Genomic DNA, 21,516 nt, shown 5'->3' with positions numbered 1-21,516 from the left:
CGCGAGGTGCGGGTCCAGGAACGTAACCTGTGCCGCGCAGTCGACGACGAGCGGCGGAGGCGAGCTGAATTGACCCGAGCACAGGGATTGCGCCGGATCCGGGCCGACGTGCTGGTCCTGGCGCTGGGGATGGTGGCGGTCCTGCTGGGCGTGTTCAGCACCGCCGGGGCCGCGGCCAAGGCGCCGAGCACGGCGATGCGCGGGGTGTGGATCGCCTCGGTGGCCAACATCGACTGGCCGAGCAAGCCGGGCCTGTCCGCCGAGCAGCAGCAGGCCGAGTACCGGAAGCTGCTCGACCAGGCCGTGAACAACAAGCTCAACGCGGTGTTCGTGCAGGTCAGGCCGACGGCGGACGCGTTCTGGCCGTCGCCGCACGAGCCGTGGTCGCACTGGCTGACCGGCGAGCAGGGCAGGGACCCCGGTTACGACCCGCTGAAGTTCGCCGTCGACGAGGCGCACCAGCGCGGGCTGGCGTTCCACGCCTGGTTCAACCCGTACCGGGTCAGCATGCAGGCCGATCCGCAGGCGCTGGTGCCCGAGCACCCGGCGCGGCAGCACCCGGACTGGACCTTCGCCTACGGCGGCAAGCTGTACTTCGACCCGGGTGTGCCCGAGGCGCGCGAGTTCGTCACCGAGGCGATCATGCACGCGGTGCGCAACTACGACGTGGACGGCGTGCACCTGGACGACTACTTCTACCCCTACCCCGTCGACGGCGAGCGGATCCCGGACGAGGACACCTTCGCCGAGCACGGCGGGGACTTCACCGACATCGCCGACTGGCGGCGCGACAACGTGAACCGGCTGGTGTCCGAACTGGACAAGCGGGTGCACGAGGCCAGGCCGGACGCGCAGTTCGGCGTCAGCCCGTTCGGCATCTGGCGCAACGCCTCCAGCGATCCGGACGGCTCGGACACCAACGGGCTGGAGTCGTACTCGGCGATCTACGCCGACACCCGCAAGTGGGTCAAGGCGGGCTGGGTCGACTACATCGCCCCGCAGATCTACTGGCCGATCGGCCACTCCGCCGCCGATTACGCGAAACTCGTTCCGTGGTGGTCGGAAACCGTCACCGGCACCGACGTCGACCTCCACATCGGGCAGGCGGCCTACCGGGTCGGCCAGGAGGGCTGGACCGACCCGGGCGAGCTGTCGAAGCACCTGACGCTCAACGCCGAGAACCCCGGCGTCAAGGGCGACATCTACTTCAGCGCGAAGTCCCTGACCAGCAACGCCGCCGAGGCCATCGCCCGGGTCGTCGAGGAGCACTACGGCGGCTGATCAGTCGGCGGGCTCGTCCCGGTAGATCTGCAGCCGCAGCTCGCGGGCCTTGGTCATGTGGTCCCGCGCCAGGTCGTGCGCCCGGTCCGCGTCGCGCTGCTCGATCGCGTCGATGAGGGCGTGGTGCTCGGCCAGCGCCTCGGACCAGCGGCCCGGGACCTTCAGCGTGGTCGCCGGGTACCGGGTGAGGTGGTTGTTCAGGCGGGTCAGCAGGTCCACGATGGTGCCGTTGTGGCTGGCCACCCAGATCGCCTCGTGCACCGCGCGGTTGGCCGCCGCCATCGCGGCCGGATCGTCGGTCGCGGTGTTGTCCATCGCCGTCTGGGCGCGCCGGATGCGGATCAGGTCGAAGTCGCTGCGCCGCTGGGCGGCGGCTGCGGCCGCGGTGGCCTCCAGGGAGATCCGGACCTCGTAGATCTCCAGGATCTCCTCGGGGCTGCGGGTGCGCACCCGCATGCCGCGCTCAGCGCGTTCGACCAGACCGTCCTGCTCCAGGCGGCGCAGCGCCTCGCGGACCGGCGTGCGGCTGGTGCCGTACTTCTCGGCCAGGGCCAGCTCGACCAGTTGGGCCCCGGCCTCGAACGTGCCGTCGACGATCTCGCCGCGCAGCCGGTCGTACACCTCGGACAGCGCCGCCCCCTCCTTCTGCAGGTCCGCTCGTGGGCGGAGCACTCGACGAGCCACAGCATACCTCGGTATGCATTGCGGCCTCAGGCGATCCGCACGGCCAGCCCCTCCAGTCCCGGCACCGCCGGGAACCGTTGCAGCACCTGGGGATCGTGGCCGGGCACGATCCCCTCCGGGCGGTCCGAGAGCGCGTGCAGGGCGTCGAAGGCGTCGTACATCGCGGGCAGGTGCGTCACCACCCCGTAGGGCTTGCGCTGCTCCACGTTCTCGTAGAAGTGCGACGCGTCGGCGGCCAGCACGACGTTGCCGACCGCGGTGCGGACCCGCACCACCTGCAGGCCCGGGGTGTGCCCGCCGACCCGGTGCGCGGTCACCCCCGGCACCACCTCGTGCACCCCGTCGACCAGGCGCACCCGGCCGGTGAAGTTCTGCTCGACCAGGTACCCGACGTCGGCCGGTTCCACGAAGTGCGCCAGCTGCCCGCGCGCGGCGTGCCGGGACGTCCAGAACGCCAGCTCCGACTCCTGCAGCACCACTTCCGCCCGCGGGAAGTCCGCCGCGTGCCCGGAGTGGTCGTAGTGCAGGTGGCTGATCACCAGGTGACCGATGTCGTCCGGGTCCACGCCCAGCGCGCGGATGGTGTCCATCGGGGACCGCAGGTAGTCGCGATTCCCGCGCCTGGCCGCCGTTTCCGGGGTGAAACCGGCGTCGACGAGCACGGCGCGGGAGCCGGAGACCGCCAGCCACACGTAGTAGGAGATCGGCCAGTCGTCCAGGGCGCACGGGTCGTGGCCGTAGAAGTGCTCGCCGCGCACCGACGCATCGCGGTGCGCGAACCTGATCGCGTACACCTGGAACTCCTCAGCCACGGCGCGCCGACCTCCCGGCACCGGCGCCGGCCAGCCGCCCGAACACCGCCCCCGAGGTCAGGCCGCTGCCGCCCGGGTAGTTGCCGGAGAACAGCCCGCCGACCATCTCCCCCGCGGCGTAGAACCCCTCGATCGGCCGGCCGCCGGTGTCCAGGACCCGCGCCGACTCGTCGACGTGCAGGCCGCCGAAGGTGAAGGTGATGCCGCAGCCGACGGCGTAGCCGTAGTACGGGGCGGTGTCCAGCGCCTGCGCCCAGTTGGACTTCGGCGGATCGACCCGCGCGGCGCGGCCGTCCTTGACCGCCGGGTCGAACGGCCGGTCCACGATGGACTCGTTGAACTCGTCGACGGTGCGCTGCAACCCCGCGGCGTCGATGCCCAGCTGCGCGGCGAGCTCGGCGAGCGAGTCGGCCCGCGCTCCCGCGATCGGCCGCGAGTCGTACTCCTCCTTCCGCAGCAGCGGACGGGTCTTGGCGTCGAAGAGCTGGAACGCGCGGCCCTGCGGCTGGTGCAGGATCTCCCGGCCGTACTTGGCGTAGGTGTAGTTGCGGAAGTCCGCGCCCTCGTCGACGAACCGGTCGCCGTTGACGTTGACCACGATGCCGATCGGATAGCTCTGCCGGGTCAGCTGGTTGGTCAGCTCCCGGTTGCCGCCGGTCGGGCTGCCGTCGGCGTCCCAGGCGACGCTGTGGCAGGAACCCCAGTCGCCGTGCGGCGCGGCGCCGGCGGCCAGCGCGAGTTCGAGCACCTCACCGGTGTTGGTGGGAGTGCCGCGGACCAGGGCGCGGTCCCAGCCCTCGCCAAGGTGCTCGGCGCGGCGCTGCGGGTCGGACTCGAACCCACCGGCCGAGAGCACCACGGCACCGGCGGCGACGCGGTGCTCGGCGCCATCGGAGTCGCGGTAGGTGACACCGCGCTCGGCCCGGTGCAGCGCGGTGACTTCCGCGCCGTAGCGGATCTCCACACCCGCTTCGAGCGCGGCCTGGGTGTGCTGGGCGATGAGCCCCTTGCCGCCGTCGACGGTGCCGACGAACAGGCCGCCGGAGAACACCCACTTGCCGTCCGAGAGGTAGGACTGCCGCTCGTACATCAGCCGCCACCTGATGCCCTTGGTCGCCAGCCAGCGCACCGCGTCGGCGGACCGGGAGACCAGCACCTCGGTCAGCACCGGATCGCACCTGCCGCCGGTGACCCGCCTCATGTCGGCCTCGAACGCGCTCGCGGGGTAGGCGGGCACCACGGCGTCGGCGTGCCGCTCGTCGGGTTCGAGCAGATCGGCGACCTCGTCGATGCTGTCCATGGCGAACCGGAACGCGCCCGCGGTGTAGAACGAGTTGCCCCCGGCCGCGGCTTCGGGCGCCTTCTCCAGCAGCAGCACCCTCGCGCCCTGCTCCACGGCCGAATGCGCGGCGGAGAACCCGGCGTTGCCGCCGCCGACCACCACCACGTCGAACTCGTCGGTCATCCTTCGTCTCCCTCGTCGTCGCGGGTTTCGGTCATGGGGCGCCCGGTCCAGCGCTCCCAGAGCGTGGCGATCGAGGCGTAGTCGAGTCGGCCGAGGCCTTCGGCGACGCCGAGCTCGTAGACGGTGTGCGCGCCTTGGATGCCGAACAGCGGCACACCGGTGTCCTGGGCCATGGCCAGCGCCAGGGTGGAATCCTTGCGGGCGGCTTCGGTGGGCATGCCGCCCTCGTAGTCGCCGCGCAGGATCCGCTCCGCGAACCGGTGCGTCAGCGGCCGCGTCAGCCCGGCTTCCGGCCCGGACAGCAGCGCGGCCAGCGCCGAGCCGGACACCCCGGTGGCCGCGGCCAGCGCCCCGGCCTCGGCCAGCACCACCATCACGGCGTGCGCCACCGCGTTGTTGATCACCTTCGCGGCCATGCCGCTGCCCACCGGCCCGAACCTGGTGGTGGTGGCGCTGATCGCGTCCATCACCCCGGCCACCTTGTCCACATCGGACTCATCGCCGCCGACCAGCAGCGTCGCGGTGCCGCCGGCCATCTGGGCCACGCCCGAGAGGATCGCCGCGTCCACGACACCGATGCCGTGCGCCGCGCAGATCCGCTGCTCTTCGAGCACATCGGCGGGGTTGACCGTGCTGGTCTCCAGGATCACGCCGCCCGCGCGCATCCGCGGCGCGAGCTCGGCGATCACCTGCAGCGAGATCTTCGGTGCGGGCAGCGAGAGCACCACGACGTCGGACTCCGCGAGGTCGGCCACCGACCCGGCCGCGGTGACCTGCGGGTGCTCGACGGCCCGCGCGACCCGCTCCGGGTCGAGGTCGAACACGCGAAGCGGTCCGCGCGCGGCGAGGCGCCCGGCGACAGCACCGCCCATGTTCCCCAGGCCGCACAGCGAAACGGTGTCGCTCACCGGCGTTCTCCTTCCGATTTCGGATTCGGCATCACTCAGAGGCGGATCGAGAAGGGATCCGGTGTCTGGCCGGTCAGGTCGACCATCACGTTCTTCGTGCTCAGGTACTCGTGCAGTGCTTCCTCGCCGCGCTCCCGGCCGTAACCGGACTTCCGGGTGCCGCCGAACGGCGCCTGCGCGGCGCTGGCCCGGTAGGTGTTCACCCACACCGTGCCCGCCCGCAGCCGCTTGGCGACCCGGTGGGCGCGGGTCAGGTCGTTGGTCCAGATGCCCGAGGCCAGGCCGAAGTCGCTGTCGTTGGCGATCGCGACGGCCTCGTCGTCGTCGGCGAACGGGATCGCGCTGAGCACCGGGCCGAAGATCTCCTCGCGGGCCAGCGCCGAGGTGTTGGCCACGTCGGCGAACACCGTCGGCCGCACGAACAGGCCCTCGCCCAGCGCCGGGTCGTCGACCGGCCCGGCACCGGCCAGCACGCGGGCCCCGGACTCGACGCCGGCGGCGATGGCGCGCTGGATGCGATCGCGCTGCGGCCCGTTTGCGACCGGCCCCATCTGCGTCCGCGGGTCCGCCGGATCGCCGAGGCGGATCTCCGCGGCGCGCGCGGCGACCGCCCGCACCACCTGTTCGTAGACCGATTCGTGCACCAGCAGCCGGCTTCCCGCGATGCAGGTCTGCCCGCCCGCCGCGAAGATCCCGGCGACCGCGCCGGTGACCGCCCGGTCCAGGTCGGCATCGGCGAAGACGATGTTCGGCGACTTGCCGCCCAGCTCCAGGGTGACCGGGACCAGGTTCTTCGCGGCCGCAGCGGCGATGGCGCTGCCGGTCGGGACGCTGCCGGTGAAGCTGATCCGGTCCAGACCGGCGTGCTCGGTCAGCGCGATCCCGGCCTGCGGGCCGCCGGTCACGACGTTGATCACGCCCGGCGGGAATCCGGCCCGCTCCACCAGGTCCGCCATCCGCAGCGTGGTCGCCGAGGCGTGCTCGGACGGCTTGACCACCACGCAGCACCCGGCCGCCAGCGCCGGGGCGAGCTTGTTGGCCAGCAGCTGCATCGGCGAGTTCCAGGCGGTGATCAGCGCGGCGACGCCGATCGGCTCGGCCACCGTGTAGTCCAGGGTGTCCGGGTTGTCCAGCGGGATGGTGCGCCCGCAGAGCTTGTCGGCGTACCCGGCGAAGAACCGGTAGTTGCGGGCCGCGAAACGCGCCTGTCCGGTGGTTTCGCGGAGCAGCTTGCCGTTGTCGGCCGACTCCAGACGCCCCAGCTCGTCGGCGTGCTCCTCGACCAGTGCGGCCAACCGGTGCATCAGTTCGGCGCGGCGGACACCGGGAGTCGTCGACCAGCCGCCGTCGAAGGCGGCCCGAGCCGCCGCGACCGCGGCGTCGACGTCCTGCGGGCCGGCGTCCGGGATGGCGGCGAACTCGGCACCCGTGAAGGGGTTGATCGCGGGCAGCTCCCGCCCGGTGGACGCCCGCACCCGCTGCCCACCGACGAGCATCCGGAAATCGGGGTTGGTCATGAGGCGCACTCCGTGTTGGTCGTCGGCTTCGCGGCGCATCCCGGCACTCTCGGCCCACATCGGCACGCCGTTGTATACAGAAGAATACGCACATCGCAGCTCCGGCTGTCAAGCAAGAGATCACCTGTCCCGCCGTGGACTCCTGCGCGGGAAAAAGGGTCTTGACGCGGAAGGACGCAAACGTATCCTGCTGCATACAGTCGCGCTCTGCTGCATCGGCAGCGGCCGCTGTCATCCCCCGCAGAGAGGAACAACGATGTCCGCTGCGATCGCGACCAGCGTGGGTTGCCTGGTCCTGATGTTCGCCATGGCGATCGCCTTCAACGTCAACATCGGCGCGCTCGGCTTCGTCGCCGCGCTGGTGGTCGCCACCGTCGGCGGGCTGTCCGCGGACCAGCTGCTGGAGTCGTTCCCGGCCGACATCTTCGTGCTGATCGCCGGGGTCACGTACCTGTTCGCGATCGCCCGCGAGAACGGCACCGTCGAGCTCATCATCCGGACCGGGGTGCGGCTGGTCGCGGGCAAGGTGGCGCTGATCCCGGTGGTGTTCGGCGCGATCGCCGCGCTGCTGGTGGCCTTCGGGGTCTTCCCCTCCGCAGCGCTGGCGCTGCTGGCACCGCTGGCGATGACCTTCGCAGCGCAGTACCGGGTCAGCCCGCTGCTGATGGGCCTGATCGTGCTGCACGGCGTCAACGCGACGGCGATGTCACCGCTGAACTCCTACGGCGCGGTCACGCAGCGCGTGCTGTCGGAATCCGGGCTGACCGACGTGTCCATCTGGTCCGTGTTCACCCTCTTCCTGGCGATGTACCTGCTGCTGATGACCGCGGTGTACTTCGCCTTCGGCGGCCTGCGCCTGATCCGGCACGGCCACGGCGCGGAACCGGCCGTCGACGGCGTCGGCGCGGAGGTGACCAGGAGCGATGTCACCGGCGAGCAGAAGGTGACGCTGCTGGCCATCGCCGCGCTGGTGGTGCTGGCGCTGGGGTTCGGCCTCGACGTCGGGATCACCGCCTTCGGCCTCGGCGCGCTGCTGACCCTGTTCTTCCCGAAGCGGGCCGACGGCGCGGTCCGGGGCATCTCGTGGAGCGTCATCCTGCTGACCTCCGGGCTGTTCGTCTTCGTCGGGGTCGCGAAGGAGGTCGGCGCGATCGACTACGCATCCAACGCGATCGGCAGCCTGGGCGACCCGGTCCTGACGACGCTCCTGGCGTTCCTGGTCGGCGGTGTGGTCTCGGCGTTCGCCTCCACCACCGCGACGCTCGGCGCGACGTTCCCCATCCTGATCCCGCCGCTGCAGGCCGCCGACTTCCCGCACATCCCCGGCGCGGTGGCCGGTTTCGGCGTGGCGGCCAGCGTCGTGGACGTCAGCCCCACCTCGCCCAGCGGCGCGATGCTGATGGCCAACGTCCGCAACCGCGACAAGCAGGTCTACTTCCGCCAGCTCGTGTTCTACGCGGGCGCGATGCTCGTCACCGGATCGCTGGTCCCGTGGCTCCTGCTGGTGGTGCTCGGCCTGGGCTGAGCCCCGCGAACTCCCGAATCCGATCGCACACCGTCTCACGCGGAGAGGTTCGATGCCGCACACGATCCGAGCACGACAGCCCAGTTCCAGTTCGATGGCGCGGAAGGTCATCGCCGCGAGCTTCATCGGCACCACCGTGGAGTGGTACGACTTCTTCCTCTACGGGACCGCGTCCGCCCTGGTGTTCAACCGGCTGTTCTTCCCGCAGTTCTCCTCCCTCGCGGGCACGATCGCCGCTTTCGGCGCGTTCGCCGCGGGTTTCATCGCCCGGCCGGTCGGCGGTGTCCTCTTCGGACACTTCGGCGACCGGGTCGGCCGCAAGTCCATGCTCATCTACAGCCTCGTCGGGATGGGCGCCTCCACCGTCGCCATCGGCCTGCTGCCGACCTACGCCCAGATCGGTGTCCTGGCCCCGATCCTGCTCGTGCTGTGCCGGCTGGTCCAGGGATTCGCCGTGGGCGGCGAATGGGGCGGCGCGGTCCTGATGTCGGTCGAGCACTCCCCGGCGCACAAGCGCGGGCTGGCGGGCAGCTGGACCCAGGCCGGGTCCCCCGCCGGACTGGTCCTCGCGACGGCCGCGTTCGGCGGCTTCTCGATGCTCCCCGACGACGCCTTCCTGAGCTGGGGGTGGCGGGTGCCGTTCCTGCTCAGCGCGGCCCTGGTCGTCGTGGGCATGTTCATCCGGCTCAACGTCATCGAGTCGCCCGAGTTCCAGGAGGTGAAGAGGGCGGGCGCGCGAACCAGGCTGCCGATCGTCGACGCCGTCCGGAACCACCCGCTCAACATCCTGCTCGCCGTCGGTTGCTGCCTCGCACCGTTCGTCAACTTCTACCTCGTCGCGACGTTCGTCCTCACCTACGGCACTTCCTCGCTGGGGCTAGAGCGGTCGGCCGTGCTCGTCGTCGTCGCGATCGCCGCGGTGCTGGAAGTGGTCACCATCCCGCTGGCGGCGGCCCTGTCCGACCGCATCGGCCAGCGCAAGGTCTTCCTCACCGGTGCGGCGCTGTTCGCCGCGTTCGCCTACCCGTTCTTCCTCATCAACGAGTCCGCGGTCTCCACATGGGTCCTCGGCATCACCTGCGTCGTGGGCCTCTCGCTGATCCACCCGCTGATGTACGGGCCGATGGCCACCCTGTTCGCGGAGATGTTCGCGCCCGAAGTCCGGTACAGCGCGGCCTCCCTGGGCTACCAGCTCGGCGCGATCTTCGGCGGCGGCTTCGCACCGCTCGTCCTGACCGCGCTGCTGGCCACCGGCGGTGGTTCCGCGACCGCCCTGCCGCCGTACCTGATCATCGTGAGCGTCCTGACCTTCGCCTCGGTCCACTTCGCCACGCGACCTGGCCGCGCGCATTCGAACCCGGGAGAGGACCGCTGAGTTGACCACCGCATGGCTCGACGCCGACCTAGCACGATGGACCGAAACCTGCCGCGACGACCGGGAGTTGTCCGGCCTCGCCGCCGCGGCGACGGTCACCTTCGGCATTCGCGCCGACGACCGAACGGCGCTTTTCGGCTTCCACGGCGGAGAACTCGCCGAACCGGCAGGCAACCCTGACTTCGTCCTGGTCGCGGCGGACGCCGACTGGCGCAGGTTCTTCCAGCCCGTGCCGCCTCCGGCCCACCAGAACTTCTTCGGCATGCTCATGCGCGTGCCCGGCGCGCGGGTCGAGGGCAGCGAACTGGCGATGGCGCAGCACGCGCACATCGTCCGCCGGGTGCTGGAGCTGGGACGGGAGGCGATCTCCGGCCCACTGGCCGTCCCGGCCGCGCACCCGGCCCGGGGAAAGGCGCACCTGCGCCCGGGCTACGTGCGCATCGGCGTCCGCGGCGAGCCGGTGGAGATCTTCTACGAGGAGGCGGGCGCAGGACCGGACGTCCTGCTGCTGCACACCGCGGGCGCCGATGCCCGCCAGTACCACGAGCTGATGGCCGATCCCGCGCTGACATCGCGCTGCCGGCTCGTCGCGTTCGACCTGCCCGGCCATGGTCGTTCCGGCCTGCTGCCCGGAGTCGTGCCCGGCGGCTACAGCTTGACCACCGACCAGTACGCCACGACCGTCCTCGCCGTGATCGACGCGTTGGGACTGGACTCGCCCGTCGTCAGCGGTTCCTCGATGGGCGGTGAGATCTGCCTGGAGCTGGCGCACCGCGCCCCGCACGCCCTCGGCGGCGTGATCGCGTGCGAGGCCAGCGACCGGGTTCCCGGCCGGAAGGTGCCGTGGGCGAAGCACCCCGAGGTCAACGAGTCCACCTTCGTCCCGGAGTGGGTCTACGGGCTCATGGCCCCGCAGAGCCCGGAGCGCTGCCGCCGCGAGGTGTGGTGGGGCTACTCCCAGGGCGGGTTCGGGACCTTCGCCGGCGACATCGACTTCTACAGCGGTGACTGGGACGGCCGCGACCGGGTCGGCGAGATCGACACCTCCCGGTGCCCGGTGATCATGATGACCGGCGAGTACGACTACTCGTGCACGCCGGCGATGTCGGCGGCGACGGCGCGCAAGATCCCCGGAGCCGTCTTCTGGCCGATGCCGGGTCTCGGGCACTTCCCGATGGCGGAGAACCCGCCGCTGTTCGCCGAGCACTTCGCCGCGGCGCTGGACCGCCTGGGGATTCCGTGAGGTTCTCCCGGGTGGCTCAGGTCAGCTCGGCGAAGCGCTCCACCTGGTCGCTGCTGCCGGCGACGACCAGGATGTCTCCGTCGTTCACCACCGTCTCGGCGGTCGCGTAGGTGAAGGCCTGCCCCGGCCGCTTGATCGCCACGACGGTCACGCCGTACTTCGAGCGCACCCGCGTGTCGCCGAGCGGGCGGCCGAACGCTTCGGCCGGTGCGCGGGTCTTGGCCAGCGCGTAGTGCTCGTCCTCCAGCTCGATGTAGTCGAGCATCCGGCCCATCACCAGGTGCGCCGTGTTCTTGCCCATCTCGTGCTCCGGCAGCACGACGTGGTGCGCGCCCACCCGCTCCAGGATCCGACCGTGCTGGTGGCTGGTCGCCTTGGCCCAGATGTTCGGGATGCCGAAGTCCACCAGCAGCGAGGTGGTCAGGATGCTGGCCTCCAGCTCGGTGCCGATGGCCACCACCGCCCTGGTGAACTGGTGCACGCCGAGCTGGCGCAGGCTCTCCGGGTCGGTCGTGTCGGCGACCGCGGTGTGGGTCAGCTCGTCGGCGTGCCGCTGCACGACGGTCGGCCGCGAGTCGATGGCCAGCACCTCCGCGCCGCGCCGCACCAGCTCACCGGCCAGCGAGCTGCCGAACCGGCCGAGGCCGATCACCACGATCTGATTGGATGCGTCGTTCCTAGCCAACGATGGGTCGCTCCTCCGGCAGTTCGTAGCGCCTGCCCCGCTCCCGCAGCGCCAGCGCCGAGGCCAGCGTGATCGGGCCGAGCCGGCCGATGAACATCAGTACCACCAGCAGTATCTGCCCGAGCGCGGGGATCTGGGCGGTGATCCCGGTGGACAGGCCGACCGTGGCGAACGCCGAGACCACTTCGAACAGCACCGCGTCCAGGCCGAACGGCGTGATCACCTGGAGGAGCAGCACGCTCAGCACGACCACGCCGACGGCGATCAGCACGATGGTCAGGGCCTGCCGCTGCACGCCCTCCGGTAGCCGCCTGCCCATGACGTGCACGGTCGGTTCGCCGCGGATCTCGGCCAGGATCACGAACGCCAGCAGCGCGAACGTGGTGATCTTGATGCCGCCCGCGGTGCCCGCGCTGCCACCACCGATGAACATCAGGACGTCGTGCACCAGCAGCGTGCCCGAGTGCATCTCGGCGATGTCGAGGTTGTTGAAACCGGCGGTCCTGGTCATGGTCGCGGCGAAGAAACCGGCCAGCAGCTTGCCCGGCCAGGACAGCGGTCCCAGCGTCCCGGGGTTGGTCCACTCGGCGGCGGTGACCACCACCGAGCCGCCGATCAGCAGCACCACCGTGACCCACACCGTGATCTTGGTGTGCAGCGTCCAGCGGCGGGGCTGGCGCAACCTGCTGAACAGCTCCAGCCACACCGGGAACCCGAGCCCGCCCGCGATCACCGCGAGAGCGATCGGCAGGCAGAACCAGGCGTCGGTGACGAAGCCCATCAGGTTGTCGGTGCGCAGCGCGAAGCCCGCGTTGTTGAACGCCGAGACGGCGTGGAACACCCCTTCGTAGACCGCGCGGCCGAACCCGAGCCCGTAGCCGGTCACCAGCCGCGCGGTCAGCGCCACCGCCACCACCAGCTCGAACAGCAGGCTCAGCAGCAGGATGCGGCCCACCACCCGCCGGACGTCGCCGAGCCCGAGGGTCTTCGTCTCGGCTTGCGCGGTGAGCCGCATGCGCAGGCCGAACCGGCGGAACACCAGCAGGCTCAGCAGCGACGCGAGGGTCATGATGCCCAGCCCGCCCAGCTGGATCAGGACGAGGATGACCACTTCCCCCGCGGTGGACCAGTACGTCGGCGTGTCCACCACGATCAGGCCGGTCACGCACGCCGCCGACGTCGCGGTGAACAGCGCGACGATCAGCCCGGTCGACTCGCCGGACTCGGTGGCGAACGGCATCGACAGCAGCAGCGTGCCGATGGCGACCAGCCCGGCGAAACCCAGCACGACGGACACCGCCGGCTGCCTGCGCACCGCGGCGAGGCGCCGACCGCTGCCCTGGAGGACGTTCACGGGTGGGACAGTACTCGGCGCTACGGCGCGTCGATCACCACGACACCGTCCTGATCGGCCACGACGTACTCGCCGGGGACGAACCGGACACCGCCGAGCTCGACGACCTCGTCCACCGCTCCCTCGCCGGTCTTGGTGCTCTTGCGCGGGTTGGTGCCCAGCGCCTTGACGCCGAATTCCATCCCGGCCAGCACCGCCGAGTCGCGCACCGCGCCGTTGATGATCACGCCGCTCCAGCCGTTGGACCGGCCCAGCTCGGCGATCAGGTCGCCCATCAGCGCGGTGTGCACCGAACCCCGGCCGTCGATCACCAGCACCCGGCCCTCGCCCGGCGTGGACAGGACCTCCTTGAGCAGGGCGTTGTCCTGGAAGCACTTGACCGTGCGGATCCGCCCCTCGAAGGCCACTCGTCCGCCGAAGTCGCGGAACTGCACGTCGCAGCTGCGCACCTCCGGGCCTTCCCGGTCCGCGAGATCAGCCGTCAGTCCCGCCTCTCCGCGATTTTCAGTGGTGGCTGCGTCCGGGGTTGAGCTCGCGTTTGGCGGTTTCTTGTGGCTGGGTTGCATCACGGTCCCCTGAGGTGCGGTTGAGCAGGACTCCGGTTGACACAAGGGGTGTCATGCGTCCTCCCAACGGGCTTGACGTGGGTCGCGAGCGTACCCACGGGTAGCCGTCGTCCGCGCGGTACCGCGATCAACACCACACCCGGCGATCAGCCGCAGCTCTCGGCGCGTTCCAGCAGCAGTTCGCGCTCGCGGGTGTTGGCGGTCAGCTCGGCGGCTCGCTCGAACTCGGCGCGGGCTTCGGCCGGCCGGTCCAGCTTGACCAGGAGGTCGCCGCGGACGCTGGGCAGCAGGTGGTAGTCGCGCAGCGAGCCCTCGGCCACCAGCTGGTCGACGAGGTTCAGGCCGTGCTCGGGGCCGAAGGCCATCGACACCGCCACCGCTCGGTTGAGCTCCACCACCGGCGACGGCGTGACCTCCGAGAGCTGCTCGTAGATCCGGGCGATCCGCGCCCAGTCGGTCTCCGCCGCGGTGCGCGCTCGCGCGTGGCAGGCCGCGATCGCCGCTTGCAGCCGGTAGGGGCCGGGTGGCGCGTCGATCTCCTCCGCGCGCTGCAGCGCGGCGAGCCCGCGGCGGATCAGCAGCTGGTCCCAGCGGGTGCGGTCCTGCTCCAGCAGCAGCACGGGCTCACCGTTGGGGCCGGTTCGCGCGGCGGTGCGGGACGCCTGGATCTCCAGCAGTGCGACCAGGCCGTGCACCTCGGGTTCGCCGGGCACCAGGCCGGCCAGGATCCGGCCGAGCCGCAGCGCGTCGTCGCACAGCTCGGTGCGCAGCCAGTCCGCGCCGGAGGTGGCCGTGTAGCCCTCGTTGAAGATGAGGTAGACGACTTCCAGCACCGCGGGCAACCGCGCCGCGAGCTCGTCGCCGCTCGGCGCTTCGAACGGGATCTGCTTGCGCGCCAACGTCTTCTTGGCCCGCACGATGCGCTGCGCGATGGTCGGCTCGGGCACCAGGAAAGCGCGTGCGATCTCCTTGGTCGTCAGCCCGCACAGCACGCGCAGGGCCAGCGCCACCCTCGCCTCGGTGGACAGCACCGGGTGGCAGGCGGTGAACACCAGGCGCAGCAGGTCGTCGCCGAAGTCCGGGCCGGTGTCCACCTCGATCTCGGGGTGCTGCCGCTGTTCCAGGTCCCGGCCGATCTCCTGCTGCTTGCGCGCCAACCGCTCCTTGCGGCGCAGCTGGTCGATCGCCCGGTGCTTGGCGGTGGACATCAGCCAGGCACCGGGATTGGGCGGGACCCCGGTCTCCGGCCACTTCTCCAGCGCGATGAGCAGCGCGTCCTGCGCCAGTTCCTCGGCCTGGCCGACGTCCTGCACGAGCCGCGCCAGCCCGGCGATGAGGCGGGCCGCCTCGATCCGCCAGACCGCTTCGATGGCGCGGTGGGTTTCGGAAACCGTCACCACGCCATCTCAGCACACCTGGTCAGGCGATTCCGCCCGCTTCGCGGACCTGCTCGCGCAGCTTGGCCTCGCGCTCGGCCTCCTCCTCGGACATCTCGAAGTCCTCGGCCTCGAACACGCGCCGTACCTCGACCGGTTCCGGGCACCGCTTGGCCCACTCCAGGGCCTCCTCGCGGGAGCGGACCTGGAGCAGCCAGAACCCGGCGATCAGCTCCTTGGCCTCGGTGAACGGCCCGTCCACCACGGAGCGGCCACCGCCGGTGGCGATCTCGGTGCGGAAGCCCTCCGAGCTGGGGTGCAGGCCTTCACCGGCCAGCAGCACGCCGGACTTGACCAGCTCCTCGTTGTAGTCCCCCATCGCCTTGAGCTCCTCCGGGCTCGGCATCGCGCCGTTCTCGGTCTCGGGGGTGGACTTCACGATCATCATGTATCGCATCGCAGTCGCTTCCTGATCATCCGCCGCTCTGGTGCGGTCGGTGCCCGAGTTCTACCAGCCGCGAACCGGTTTCAGCCGGTGAATTCGCGGATCTGCGCGGTCGGCCAGTCCTCCCGCGCCGCGCCGGAGAACTCCTCGACCGCCAGCACCTGCAGCACGGTGACCGGCACCGGGCAGCGCTTGGCCCACTCGACCATCTCCTCGCGGGAGCGCACCTGGAGCAACCAGAACCCGGCGATCACCTCCTCGGTGCCGGGAAACGGCCCGCGCACCACGGTTCGCCCGCCGCCCGGGGCGAACTCGGTCCGGAACCCCCTGGAACTGGGGTGCAGGCCCTCACCGGCCAGCAGCACGCCCGCCCGGACCAGCGTCTCGTTGTAGTCCCCCATCGCCTCGACGTCCGCCGGTCCCGGCGCACCGGCTCCGGCCATGACCGCCATCAGGAATCGCATCTCGGGGCCCTCCCCGTCGGTGGCGGCCGGCTCGCCCGGCCGCTCACCGATGCATCGAGCGGGCGACCCCGAGATCGACATGTCGCCGCGGACTTTCGCGGCTCAGCCCGCCAGGTGCCGCCGGATGAGGTCGTTGGCGCGCTGCGGCCGCTCCATGTTGGTCATGTGCCCGCAGCCGGCGAACTCGACCAGTTCCGCGTTCGGCATCCGCCGCGCCGCCTCACCGGCCATCCGGTGCAGGTCGGTGGACTCCAGCTCACCGACCACCAGCACGGTCGGCGTGGCGATCTCCTCCAGCCTGCTGCGCACGTCCACCTCGAGCTGGCGACCGGTCGCGGTGTGGTGGCTGATGATCGTGGTCATCGCCATCTCCCAGCAGCGCCGCCGGATCTCCGGGTCGACCTGGTCGGGCTCGCGGTGCGGGCCGTCCACCGCGAGACGCATGAGGGATTCGACGAACCCGTCGGCGTCCATCGCCTCCTTCGCCGCGTCCTGCTCCCGGTAGCGGTCCAGCACGAACGGGTCGTGGAACTCCACCGGCGGCACGCCCGGCCCGAACAGCACCATCCGGTCCACCCGCTCCGGCTGCTGCAGGGCGAGCGTGAACGCGGTGAGCCCGCCCATGGAATTGCCCAGCAGGGAGGCGCTTTCGAGCTCGAAGTGGTCCAGCACCGCCAGCAGGTCCTCGTACGGGTGCATGTCGGCCATCAGGGTGCTGGAGCGCCCGTGCGACCGCGCGTCGTAGCGGATCAGCCGGTGGTCGGCGGCGAGGTCGAGCTGCTCGTCCCACATCCCGGCGCCGAAGAAACCGGCGTGCAGCATGACGACCGGCGGGCCCGAGCCCACCACCTCGACGTGCAGCTCACCGCCGGGGACGGGGATCTTCGTGATTTCGATGGTGTTCATGGCAACCAAGGTGTCATAATGACACCATGGTTGGCAACTCTCCGCTCCCGCCGGACGAACTGGGACCGCGACTGGCCGAGGTCTACGCCGTCCTCGGCCCGCTCTACCGCCGGGTCGCGCGCCTGGTCGAGCACGACAGCCCCCGCAACGGCCTGTCCATCGGCGTCCGCGCGGTGCTGGAAAGGCTCGAGCTGGCAGGCACCGCCGAGACCGTCCCGCAGATCGCGCGAACCCTGGAGCTGAGCAGGCAGTTCGTGCAGCGCATGGTCAACGACGCGCTGGAGCAGAACTTCGTGGCGCTGAAACCGAACCCCGCGCACCGGCGCTCATCGCTGGTGGACCTCACCGACGCGGGCCGAGCGGCGATCAACGCCCTGCAGCGGCGCGAGCACGAAACCATGGGCCGCGTCGGCGGCGACCTGACCGAAGCCGACATCGAGACGACGCTGCGGGTCCTGCGCCACATGCTCGCCGCGGTCCCCGAAACCGACGGCGCCCGCTGACGCTCGACCCGGTCGGCAACGCCGCGCAGAACGCGCCTGGGAACTTCCACGCAAAAAGAACCGGGCCGGGTGATCGCTCACCCGGCCCGGTTCTCCTGACTTCAGCGTCCCTTGCGCTCGCGGAGCTTCGCCAGCGCTTCCTCCAGGATGGCCATCCCGTCGGCGTCGCTGCGGCGCTCCTTCACGTACGCGAGGTGGCTCTTGTACGGTTCGTTGCGCCGCGCCGAAGGCGGGTTCTCCTGGTCCAGGCCCGCCGGCAGTCCGCAGCGCGGGCAGTCCCACTCCTCCGGCACCTCGGCGTCCATGGCGAACGACGGCCGGCTGTGGTGCCCGTTGCTGCACCAGTAGTCGACGCGTTTGCGCGGAGCGGCTTCCCCCCGCTCCGATTCGCCCACCGCGGGACCAGAGCCCACCCGCGTGCCGCGAATGGCGTTACCACCAGTCATCCATCCTCACCCACCAAGCGGCCCTGGGTCGTCGACCGGCTGGGGTGCCGACCGATCAACCGATCTTGATCAACAGGCCGACCCCGACGATGGAGATCACCCACAGCGCCATGACGAACAACGTCATCCGGTCGAGGTTCTTCTCCGCCACGCTGGAACCGGCCAGGTTGGACTGCATACCGCCGCCGAACAGCGAGGAGAGGCCACCACCCTTGGCCCGGTGCAGCAGCACCAGCAGCACCAGCAGCACACTCGTCACGATCAACATGATCTGCAGGAAAAGAGTCATCACGTCCTCGTTCGCACAGCGGTTCGCGACCAAGCGTACCGGGCCGCCGACAGCGAGTTGACCACTGTCCACCGTTTGCCACCCGCACGCTCCCACACTGCTCCACCCGGATCATCCCAGGGGTGCGCGGAAAGCGGTGAGGGGCGCCTCCGGGCGATTAACCCGCCCGAAGGCGCCCTTCACCCGGAAGGATCACGGCAGCGGGCCGCCAGCCGCCATCGCGGAGAGCTTGGCGAACTCGTCGCCGTTGAGGCTCGCGCCGCCGACCAGCGCGCCGTCCACGTCGCTCTGGCCGACCAGGTCGCCGATGTTGCTCGACTTCACCGAGCCGCCGTAGAGCACCCGCACCTCGTCGGCGATCTCCTTGCCGTACTTCTCGGCCAGGGCCGCGCGGATCGCCGCGCACACCTCCTGCGCGTCCGCGGCGGTGGCCACCTTGCCGGTGCCGATCGCCCACACCGGCTCGTAGGCCACCACGACCTCGCGCACCTGCTCGGTCTTGAGGCCCTTGAGCGCGTTGATCAGCTGCGTCGTGCAGTGCTCGACGTGACCGCCGGCCTCGCGCACCTCCAGCTGCTCGCCGACGCACAGGATCGGCGACAGGCCGTTCTTCAGCGCGGCGCGGACCTTCTTGTTGACCAGCTCGTCGGTCTCGCCGTGGTACTCGCGGCGCTCCGAGTGGCCGACCACCACGTAGGTGCAGCCCAGCTTGGCCAGCATCGGGCCGGACACCTCACCGGTGTAGGCGCCCGACTCGTGCGCGGAGATGTCCTGCGCGCCGTACTTGAGCAGCAGCTTGTCCCCGTCGACGAGGGTCTGCACGCTGCGGATGTCGGTGAACGGCGGCAGCACCGCCACCTCGACCTTCGCGAAGTACTTCTCCGGCAGCGCGAAGGCGACCTTCTGCACCAGGGCGATGGCCTCCAGGTGGTTCAGGTTCATCTTCCAGTTGCCCGCGATCAGCGGCGTCCTGGCCATGTTCAGCGCTCACCTTCCAGGACGGCCACACCGGGCAGGTCCTTGCCTTCCAGGTACTCCAACGAGGCCCCGCCACCGGTGGAGATGTGCGAGAAGCCGTCCTCCGGCAGTCCCAGCGTGCGCACCGCGGCGGCCGAGTCGCCACCGCCGACGACGCTGAAGGAGTCGGACTCGACGATCGCCTGCGCGACACAGCGGGTGCCGTCGGCGAACGCCGGGAACTCGAACACGCCCGCCGGGCCGTTCCAGAACACCGTGGCGGAATCGCGGAGGATGCCCGCGAACAGCTCGACGCTGCGCGGGCCGATGTCCAGGCCCATCCAGCCGTCCGGGATCTCGTCGGCGGCCACCACCTGGTGCTCGGCGTCGGCGGCGAAGCGGTCGGCGACCACCACGTCGACCGGCAGCACCAGCTTGTCGCCGTGCTCGGCCAGCAGCTGCTTGGTGGACTCGATCTGGTCGGCCTGCAGCAGCGAGGTGCCCACGCCGTGGCCCTGCGCGGCCAGGAACGTGTAGGCCATGCCGCCGCCGATCAGCAGCTTGTCGACCTTGGGCAGCAGCGCCTTGATGACGCCGAGCTTGTCGGAGACCTTCGAGCCGCCCAGCACCACCGCGTAGGGGCGCTTCGGGTCGCCGGTCAGGGTGCGCAGCACCTCGACCTCGGCGAGCACCAGGCCACCGGCGTAGGCGGGCAGCCGCTCGGCGACGTCGTAGACCGACGCCTGCTTGCGGTGCACGACGCCGAAGCCGTCGGAGACGAAGGCCGCGTCCGGGCCCACCAGCGCGGCCAGCTCGTCGGCCAGCGCGCCGCGCTCAGCGTCGTCCTTGCTGGTCTCGCGGGCGTCGAAGCGCACGTTCTCCAGCAGCGCCACCGAACCGTCGGCCAGGCCCGCGACCACGGACTTCGCCGAGTCGCCGACCAGGTCACCGGCCAGCGGGACGTCGGTGCCGAGCAGCTCGCCGAGCCTGCGGGCCACCGGGGCCAGGGAGAACTGCGGGTCCGGCTCGCCCTTCGGCCGCCCGAGGTGCGCGGTGAGCACCACCTGGGCACCGGCCTCGGTCAACTTCCGGATGGTCGGCAGGGAGGCGCGCACCCGGCCGTCGTCGGTGATCTTCTCGCCGTCCAGCGGCACGTTGAGGTCGGCACGCACCAGAACACGCCGTCCCCGAACGCCCTCGGACAGCAGATCGTCGAGGTTCTTCACGCTCTGCTCCTACACAGTGATGAGTAAGGCCCGCACGAGCCGAGATCGCCTTGCGGCTCGTGCGGGCCTTCAGAAACTGTTCCTCGCAAGCGGCGAAGCCGCTTCCAGCGGTGGACCGGCCGCCACGACGCTCAAGCCGCTACCGACTTGAGCCGCCGCAAGCGGCGGAGCCGCTTAGCCCACCTGCGCAACCGGCACCGCCGCGGGTTCTCAGAAGCTTTCTCGCGAGGACAGCCCGGACGCCGCGTATTGGTTCATACTCAAGTCCGGGATCCCGCAGCCGAGAAAGCTTCTGAGGTTCCGCCACCCGCACCGCTACGCAGAACGAGCCCTGAATCTCAGGAAAGCTTCTTGCCGACCAGGCCGACGAGGTCGGCGAGGCGGTTGCTGTAGCCCCACTCGTTGTCGTACCAGCCGACGATCTTGACCTGGTTGCCGATGACCTTGGTCAGCGGCGCGTCGAAGATCGTCGAGTGCGGGTCGGTGACGATGTCGCTGGAGACGATCGGGTCCTCGTTGTACTTGAGGATGCCCTTGAGCTTGCCCTCGGCGGCAGCGGCCTTGAACGCCTCGTTGACGGCCTCGACCGAGGCCTCCTTGCGGACGGTGGCGGTCAGGTCGGTGGTCGAACCGGTCGGCACCGGGACGCGCAGCGCGTAGCCGTCCAGCTTGCCGTTGAGCTCCGGCAGCACCAGGCCGATGGCCTTGGCCGCACCAGTGCCGGTCGGCACCACGTTGATCGCGGCGGCGCGGGCGCGGCGCAGGTCGCTGTGCGGGCCGTCCTGCAGGTTCTGGTCCTGCGTGTAGGCGTGGATGGTGGTCATCAGGCCCTGCTCGATGCCGAAGGTGTCGTCGAGGACCTTGACCATCGGGGCCAGGCAGTTGGTGGTGCAGGAGGCGTTGGAGATGATCGTCTGCGAGCCGTCGTACTTGTCGTCGTTGACGCCCAGCACCACGGTCAGGTCCTCGCCCTTGGCCGGGGCGGAGATGATGACCTTCTTCGCGCCGCCCTCGTCCACGTGCTTGCGGGCGTCCTCGGCCTTGGTGAAGAAGCCGGTGGACTCCACGACGACGTCGACGCCCAGGTCGCCCCACGGCAGCTTGCCCGGGTCGCGCTCGGCGAGGATCTTGATGAGCTTGCCGCCCACCTCGATGCCCTCACCGGTGACCTTGACCTCCTGGTCGAGGCGGCCGAGGATGCTGTCGTACTTCAGCAGGTGGGCCATGGTCGCGACATCGCCCAGGTCGTTGGCGGCCACGATCTCGATGTCGTGATCGCTGGCGGTCGCGGCCCGCCAGAAGTTCCGCCCGATCCGACCGAAGCCGTTGATGCCTACGCGAACGGTCACGCCGATCTCTCCTCGTGACTGACCCGGCCGACGGCGCGGCGGGTGAGGTGGATGGTCTCGACTTCACCCTATCTGCCATCGGGGCCGTCGCACGCGGGCGGGCGAGGCGCCTCACCCACCGGATCGGCGACGATCACCAC

Annotated in this window: 22 protein-coding genes; 5 read left to right on the top strand and 17 right to left on the bottom strand. The window is 70.6% G+C overall.

Going from position 1 to position 21,516, the window contains the following annotated elements:
- The first annotated feature begins 69 nt into the window (after positions 1-69).
- Positions 70-1,281 carry a glycoside hydrolase family 10-like protein gene (locus ATL45_RS24990; protein ID WP_246025525.1) on the top strand — a complete coding sequence of 404 codons (1,212 nt, stop codon included), beginning with the start codon at positions 70-72 and terminating at the stop codon, positions 1,279-1,281.
- On the opposite strand, the gene ATL45_RS24985 is transcribed toward ATL45_RS24990, so the two are convergent.
- From ATL45_RS24985 to ATL45_RS24965, 5 genes are read right to left on the bottom strand one after another with little or no spacing between them, the layout of a single operon-like run.
- Positions 1,282-1,965: a GntR family transcriptional regulator gene (locus ATL45_RS24985; protein WP_211841280.1), complete on the bottom strand. Its 684-nt coding sequence runs from the start codon at positions 1,963-1,965 to the stop codon at positions 1,282-1,284.
- Positions 1,966-1,991: 26 nt separating this feature from the next.
- Positions 1,992-2,777 (bottom strand): N-acyl homoserine lactonase family protein, encoded by a 786-nt coding sequence (locus tag ATL45_RS24980; protein ID WP_170210342.1) that lies wholly within the window; start codon positions 2,775-2,777, stop codon positions 1,992-1,994.
- Positions 2,770-4,242: an FAD-dependent tricarballylate dehydrogenase TcuA gene (gene tcuA, locus ATL45_RS24975; protein WP_093155480.1), complete on the bottom strand. Its 1,473-nt coding sequence runs from the start codon at positions 4,240-4,242 to the stop codon at positions 2,770-2,772. Before tcuA ends, ATL45_RS24980 begins: the two co-directional genes overlap by 8 nt.
- Entirely contained in the window at positions 4,239-5,150 is a 912-nt protein-coding gene (locus tag ATL45_RS24970; protein ID WP_211841279.1) for an NAD(P)-dependent oxidoreductase, read from the bottom strand. The genes tcuA and ATL45_RS24970 overlap by 4 nt, the downstream gene beginning before the upstream one ends.
- 35 nt (positions 5,151-5,185) lie before the next feature.
- On the bottom strand, positions 5,186-6,667 hold the full coding sequence (locus ATL45_RS24965) for an aldehyde dehydrogenase (RefSeq protein ID WP_093155479.1): 1,482 nt from the start codon (positions 6,665-6,667) through the stop codon (positions 5,186-5,188).
- 256 nt (positions 6,668-6,923) lie between these two features.
- Here ATL45_RS24965 and ATL45_RS24960 point away from each other — a divergent pair, with 256 nt between their 5' ends.
- Genes ATL45_RS24960 through ATL45_RS24950 form a run of 3 tightly spaced genes read left to right on the top strand, consistent with a single transcriptional unit; the run spans position 6,924 to position 10,810 of the window.
- Positions 6,924-8,192 (top strand): SLC13 family permease, encoded by a 1,269-nt coding sequence (locus tag ATL45_RS24960; RefSeq protein ID WP_170210341.1) that lies wholly within the window; start codon positions 6,924-6,926, stop codon positions 8,190-8,192.
- A 52-nt stretch (positions 8,193-8,244) separates the two neighbouring features.
- The gene (locus ATL45_RS24955) at positions 8,245-9,567 is read left to right on the top strand and encodes an MFS transporter (protein WP_093155476.1); all 1,323 of its coding nucleotides are present in this window, start codon (positions 8,245-8,247) and stop codon (positions 9,565-9,567) included.
- A 1-nt stretch (position 9,568) separates the two neighbouring features.
- Positions 9,569-10,810, top strand: coding sequence for an alpha/beta fold hydrolase (locus tag ATL45_RS24950; RefSeq protein WP_211841278.1), 1,242 nt, complete (start codon positions 9,569-9,571; stop codon positions 10,808-10,810).
- 16 nt (positions 10,811-10,826) lie between these two features.
- On the opposite strand, the gene ATL45_RS24945 is transcribed toward ATL45_RS24950, so the two are convergent.
- The 7 genes from ATL45_RS24945 to ATL45_RS24915 all read right to left on the bottom strand — a co-directional run bounded on the left by ATL45_RS24945 (position 10,827) and on the right by ATL45_RS24915 (position 16,606).
- The gene (locus ATL45_RS24945; RefSeq protein ID WP_246025524.1) at positions 10,827-11,495 is read right to left on the bottom strand and encodes a potassium channel family protein; all 669 of its coding nucleotides are present in this window, start codon (positions 11,493-11,495) and stop codon (positions 10,827-10,829) included.
- Positions 11,488-12,849: a TrkH family potassium uptake protein gene (locus tag ATL45_RS24940; protein ID WP_246025523.1), complete on the bottom strand. Its 1,362-nt coding sequence runs from the start codon at positions 12,847-12,849 to the stop codon at positions 11,488-11,490. The genes ATL45_RS24945 and ATL45_RS24940 overlap by 8 nt, the downstream gene beginning before the upstream one ends.
- A gap of 20 nt (positions 12,850-12,869) precedes the next feature.
- Positions 12,870-13,415 (bottom strand): ribonuclease E activity regulator RraA, encoded by a 546-nt coding sequence (rraA, locus tag ATL45_RS24935; RefSeq protein ID WP_093155474.1) that lies wholly within the window; start codon positions 13,413-13,415, stop codon positions 12,870-12,872.
- Between the two features lie 146 nt (positions 13,416-13,561).
- Positions 13,562-14,812 carry an RNA polymerase sigma factor gene (locus tag ATL45_RS24930; protein WP_211841277.1) on the bottom strand — a complete coding sequence of 417 codons (1,251 nt, stop codon included), beginning with the start codon at positions 14,810-14,812 and terminating at the stop codon, positions 13,562-13,564.
- Between the two features lie 22 nt (positions 14,813-14,834).
- A complete protein-coding gene (locus tag ATL45_RS24925; RefSeq protein ID WP_093155471.1) occupies positions 14,835-15,248 on the bottom strand; it encodes a YciI family protein in 414 nt (137 codons plus the stop codon).
- Positions 15,249-15,319: 71 nt separating this feature from the next.
- The gene (locus ATL45_RS24920; protein ID WP_093155683.1) at positions 15,320-15,700 is read right to left on the bottom strand and encodes a YciI family protein; all 381 of its coding nucleotides are present in this window, start codon (positions 15,698-15,700) and stop codon (positions 15,320-15,322) included.
- A 102-nt stretch (positions 15,701-15,802) separates the two neighbouring features.
- A complete protein-coding gene (locus ATL45_RS24915; protein WP_093155469.1) occupies positions 15,803-16,606 on the bottom strand; it encodes an alpha/beta fold hydrolase in 804 nt (267 codons plus the stop codon).
- A 26-nt stretch (positions 16,607-16,632) separates the two neighbouring features.
- Between ATL45_RS24915 and ATL45_RS24910 the strand changes: the two genes are divergently transcribed.
- Positions 16,633-17,109 carry a MarR family winged helix-turn-helix transcriptional regulator gene (locus ATL45_RS24910; protein WP_093155468.1) on the top strand — a complete coding sequence of 159 codons (477 nt, stop codon included), beginning with the start codon at positions 16,633-16,635 and terminating at the stop codon, positions 17,107-17,109.
- Between the two features lie 101 nt (positions 17,110-17,210).
- Here the strand turns inward: ATL45_RS24910 and ATL45_RS24905 are convergent, their stop codons facing one another.
- The 5 genes from ATL45_RS24905 to gap all read right to left on the bottom strand — a co-directional run bounded on the left by ATL45_RS24905 (position 17,211) and on the right by gap (position 21,376).
- Positions 17,211-17,555, bottom strand: coding sequence for an RNA polymerase-binding protein RbpA (locus ATL45_RS24905; RefSeq protein WP_093155466.1), 345 nt, complete (start codon positions 17,553-17,555; stop codon positions 17,211-17,213).
- A gap of 55 nt (positions 17,556-17,610) precedes the next feature.
- Positions 17,611-17,844 carry a preprotein translocase subunit SecG gene (gene secG / locus ATL45_RS24900; RefSeq protein WP_093155681.1) on the bottom strand — a complete coding sequence of 78 codons (234 nt, stop codon included), beginning with the start codon at positions 17,842-17,844 and terminating at the stop codon, positions 17,611-17,613.
- 192 nt (positions 17,845-18,036) lie between these two features.
- Positions 18,037-18,822 (bottom strand): triose-phosphate isomerase, encoded by a 786-nt coding sequence (gene tpiA, locus ATL45_RS24895; protein WP_093155464.1) that lies wholly within the window; start codon positions 18,820-18,822, stop codon positions 18,037-18,039.
- Positions 18,823-18,824: 2 nt separating this feature from the next.
- Positions 18,825-20,027 carry a phosphoglycerate kinase gene (locus tag ATL45_RS24890; protein ID WP_093155463.1) on the bottom strand — a complete coding sequence of 401 codons (1,203 nt, stop codon included), beginning with the start codon at positions 20,025-20,027 and terminating at the stop codon, positions 18,825-18,827.
- A gap of 338 nt (positions 20,028-20,365) precedes the next feature.
- Positions 20,366-21,376 (bottom strand): type I glyceraldehyde-3-phosphate dehydrogenase, encoded by a 1,011-nt coding sequence (gene gap, locus ATL45_RS24885; protein WP_093155462.1) that lies wholly within the window; start codon positions 21,374-21,376, stop codon positions 20,366-20,368.
- Positions 21,377-21,516: the final 140 nt, after the last annotated feature.

This window comes from Saccharopolyspora antimicrobica, assembly GCF_003635025.1.
Taxonomy (GTDB): Bacteria; Actinomycetota; Actinomycetes; order Mycobacteriales; family Pseudonocardiaceae; genus Saccharopolyspora; species Saccharopolyspora antimicrobica.
Note: the sequence above shows the minus strand (reverse complement) of the source record. Positions and strands in the feature narration are given on the sequence as shown.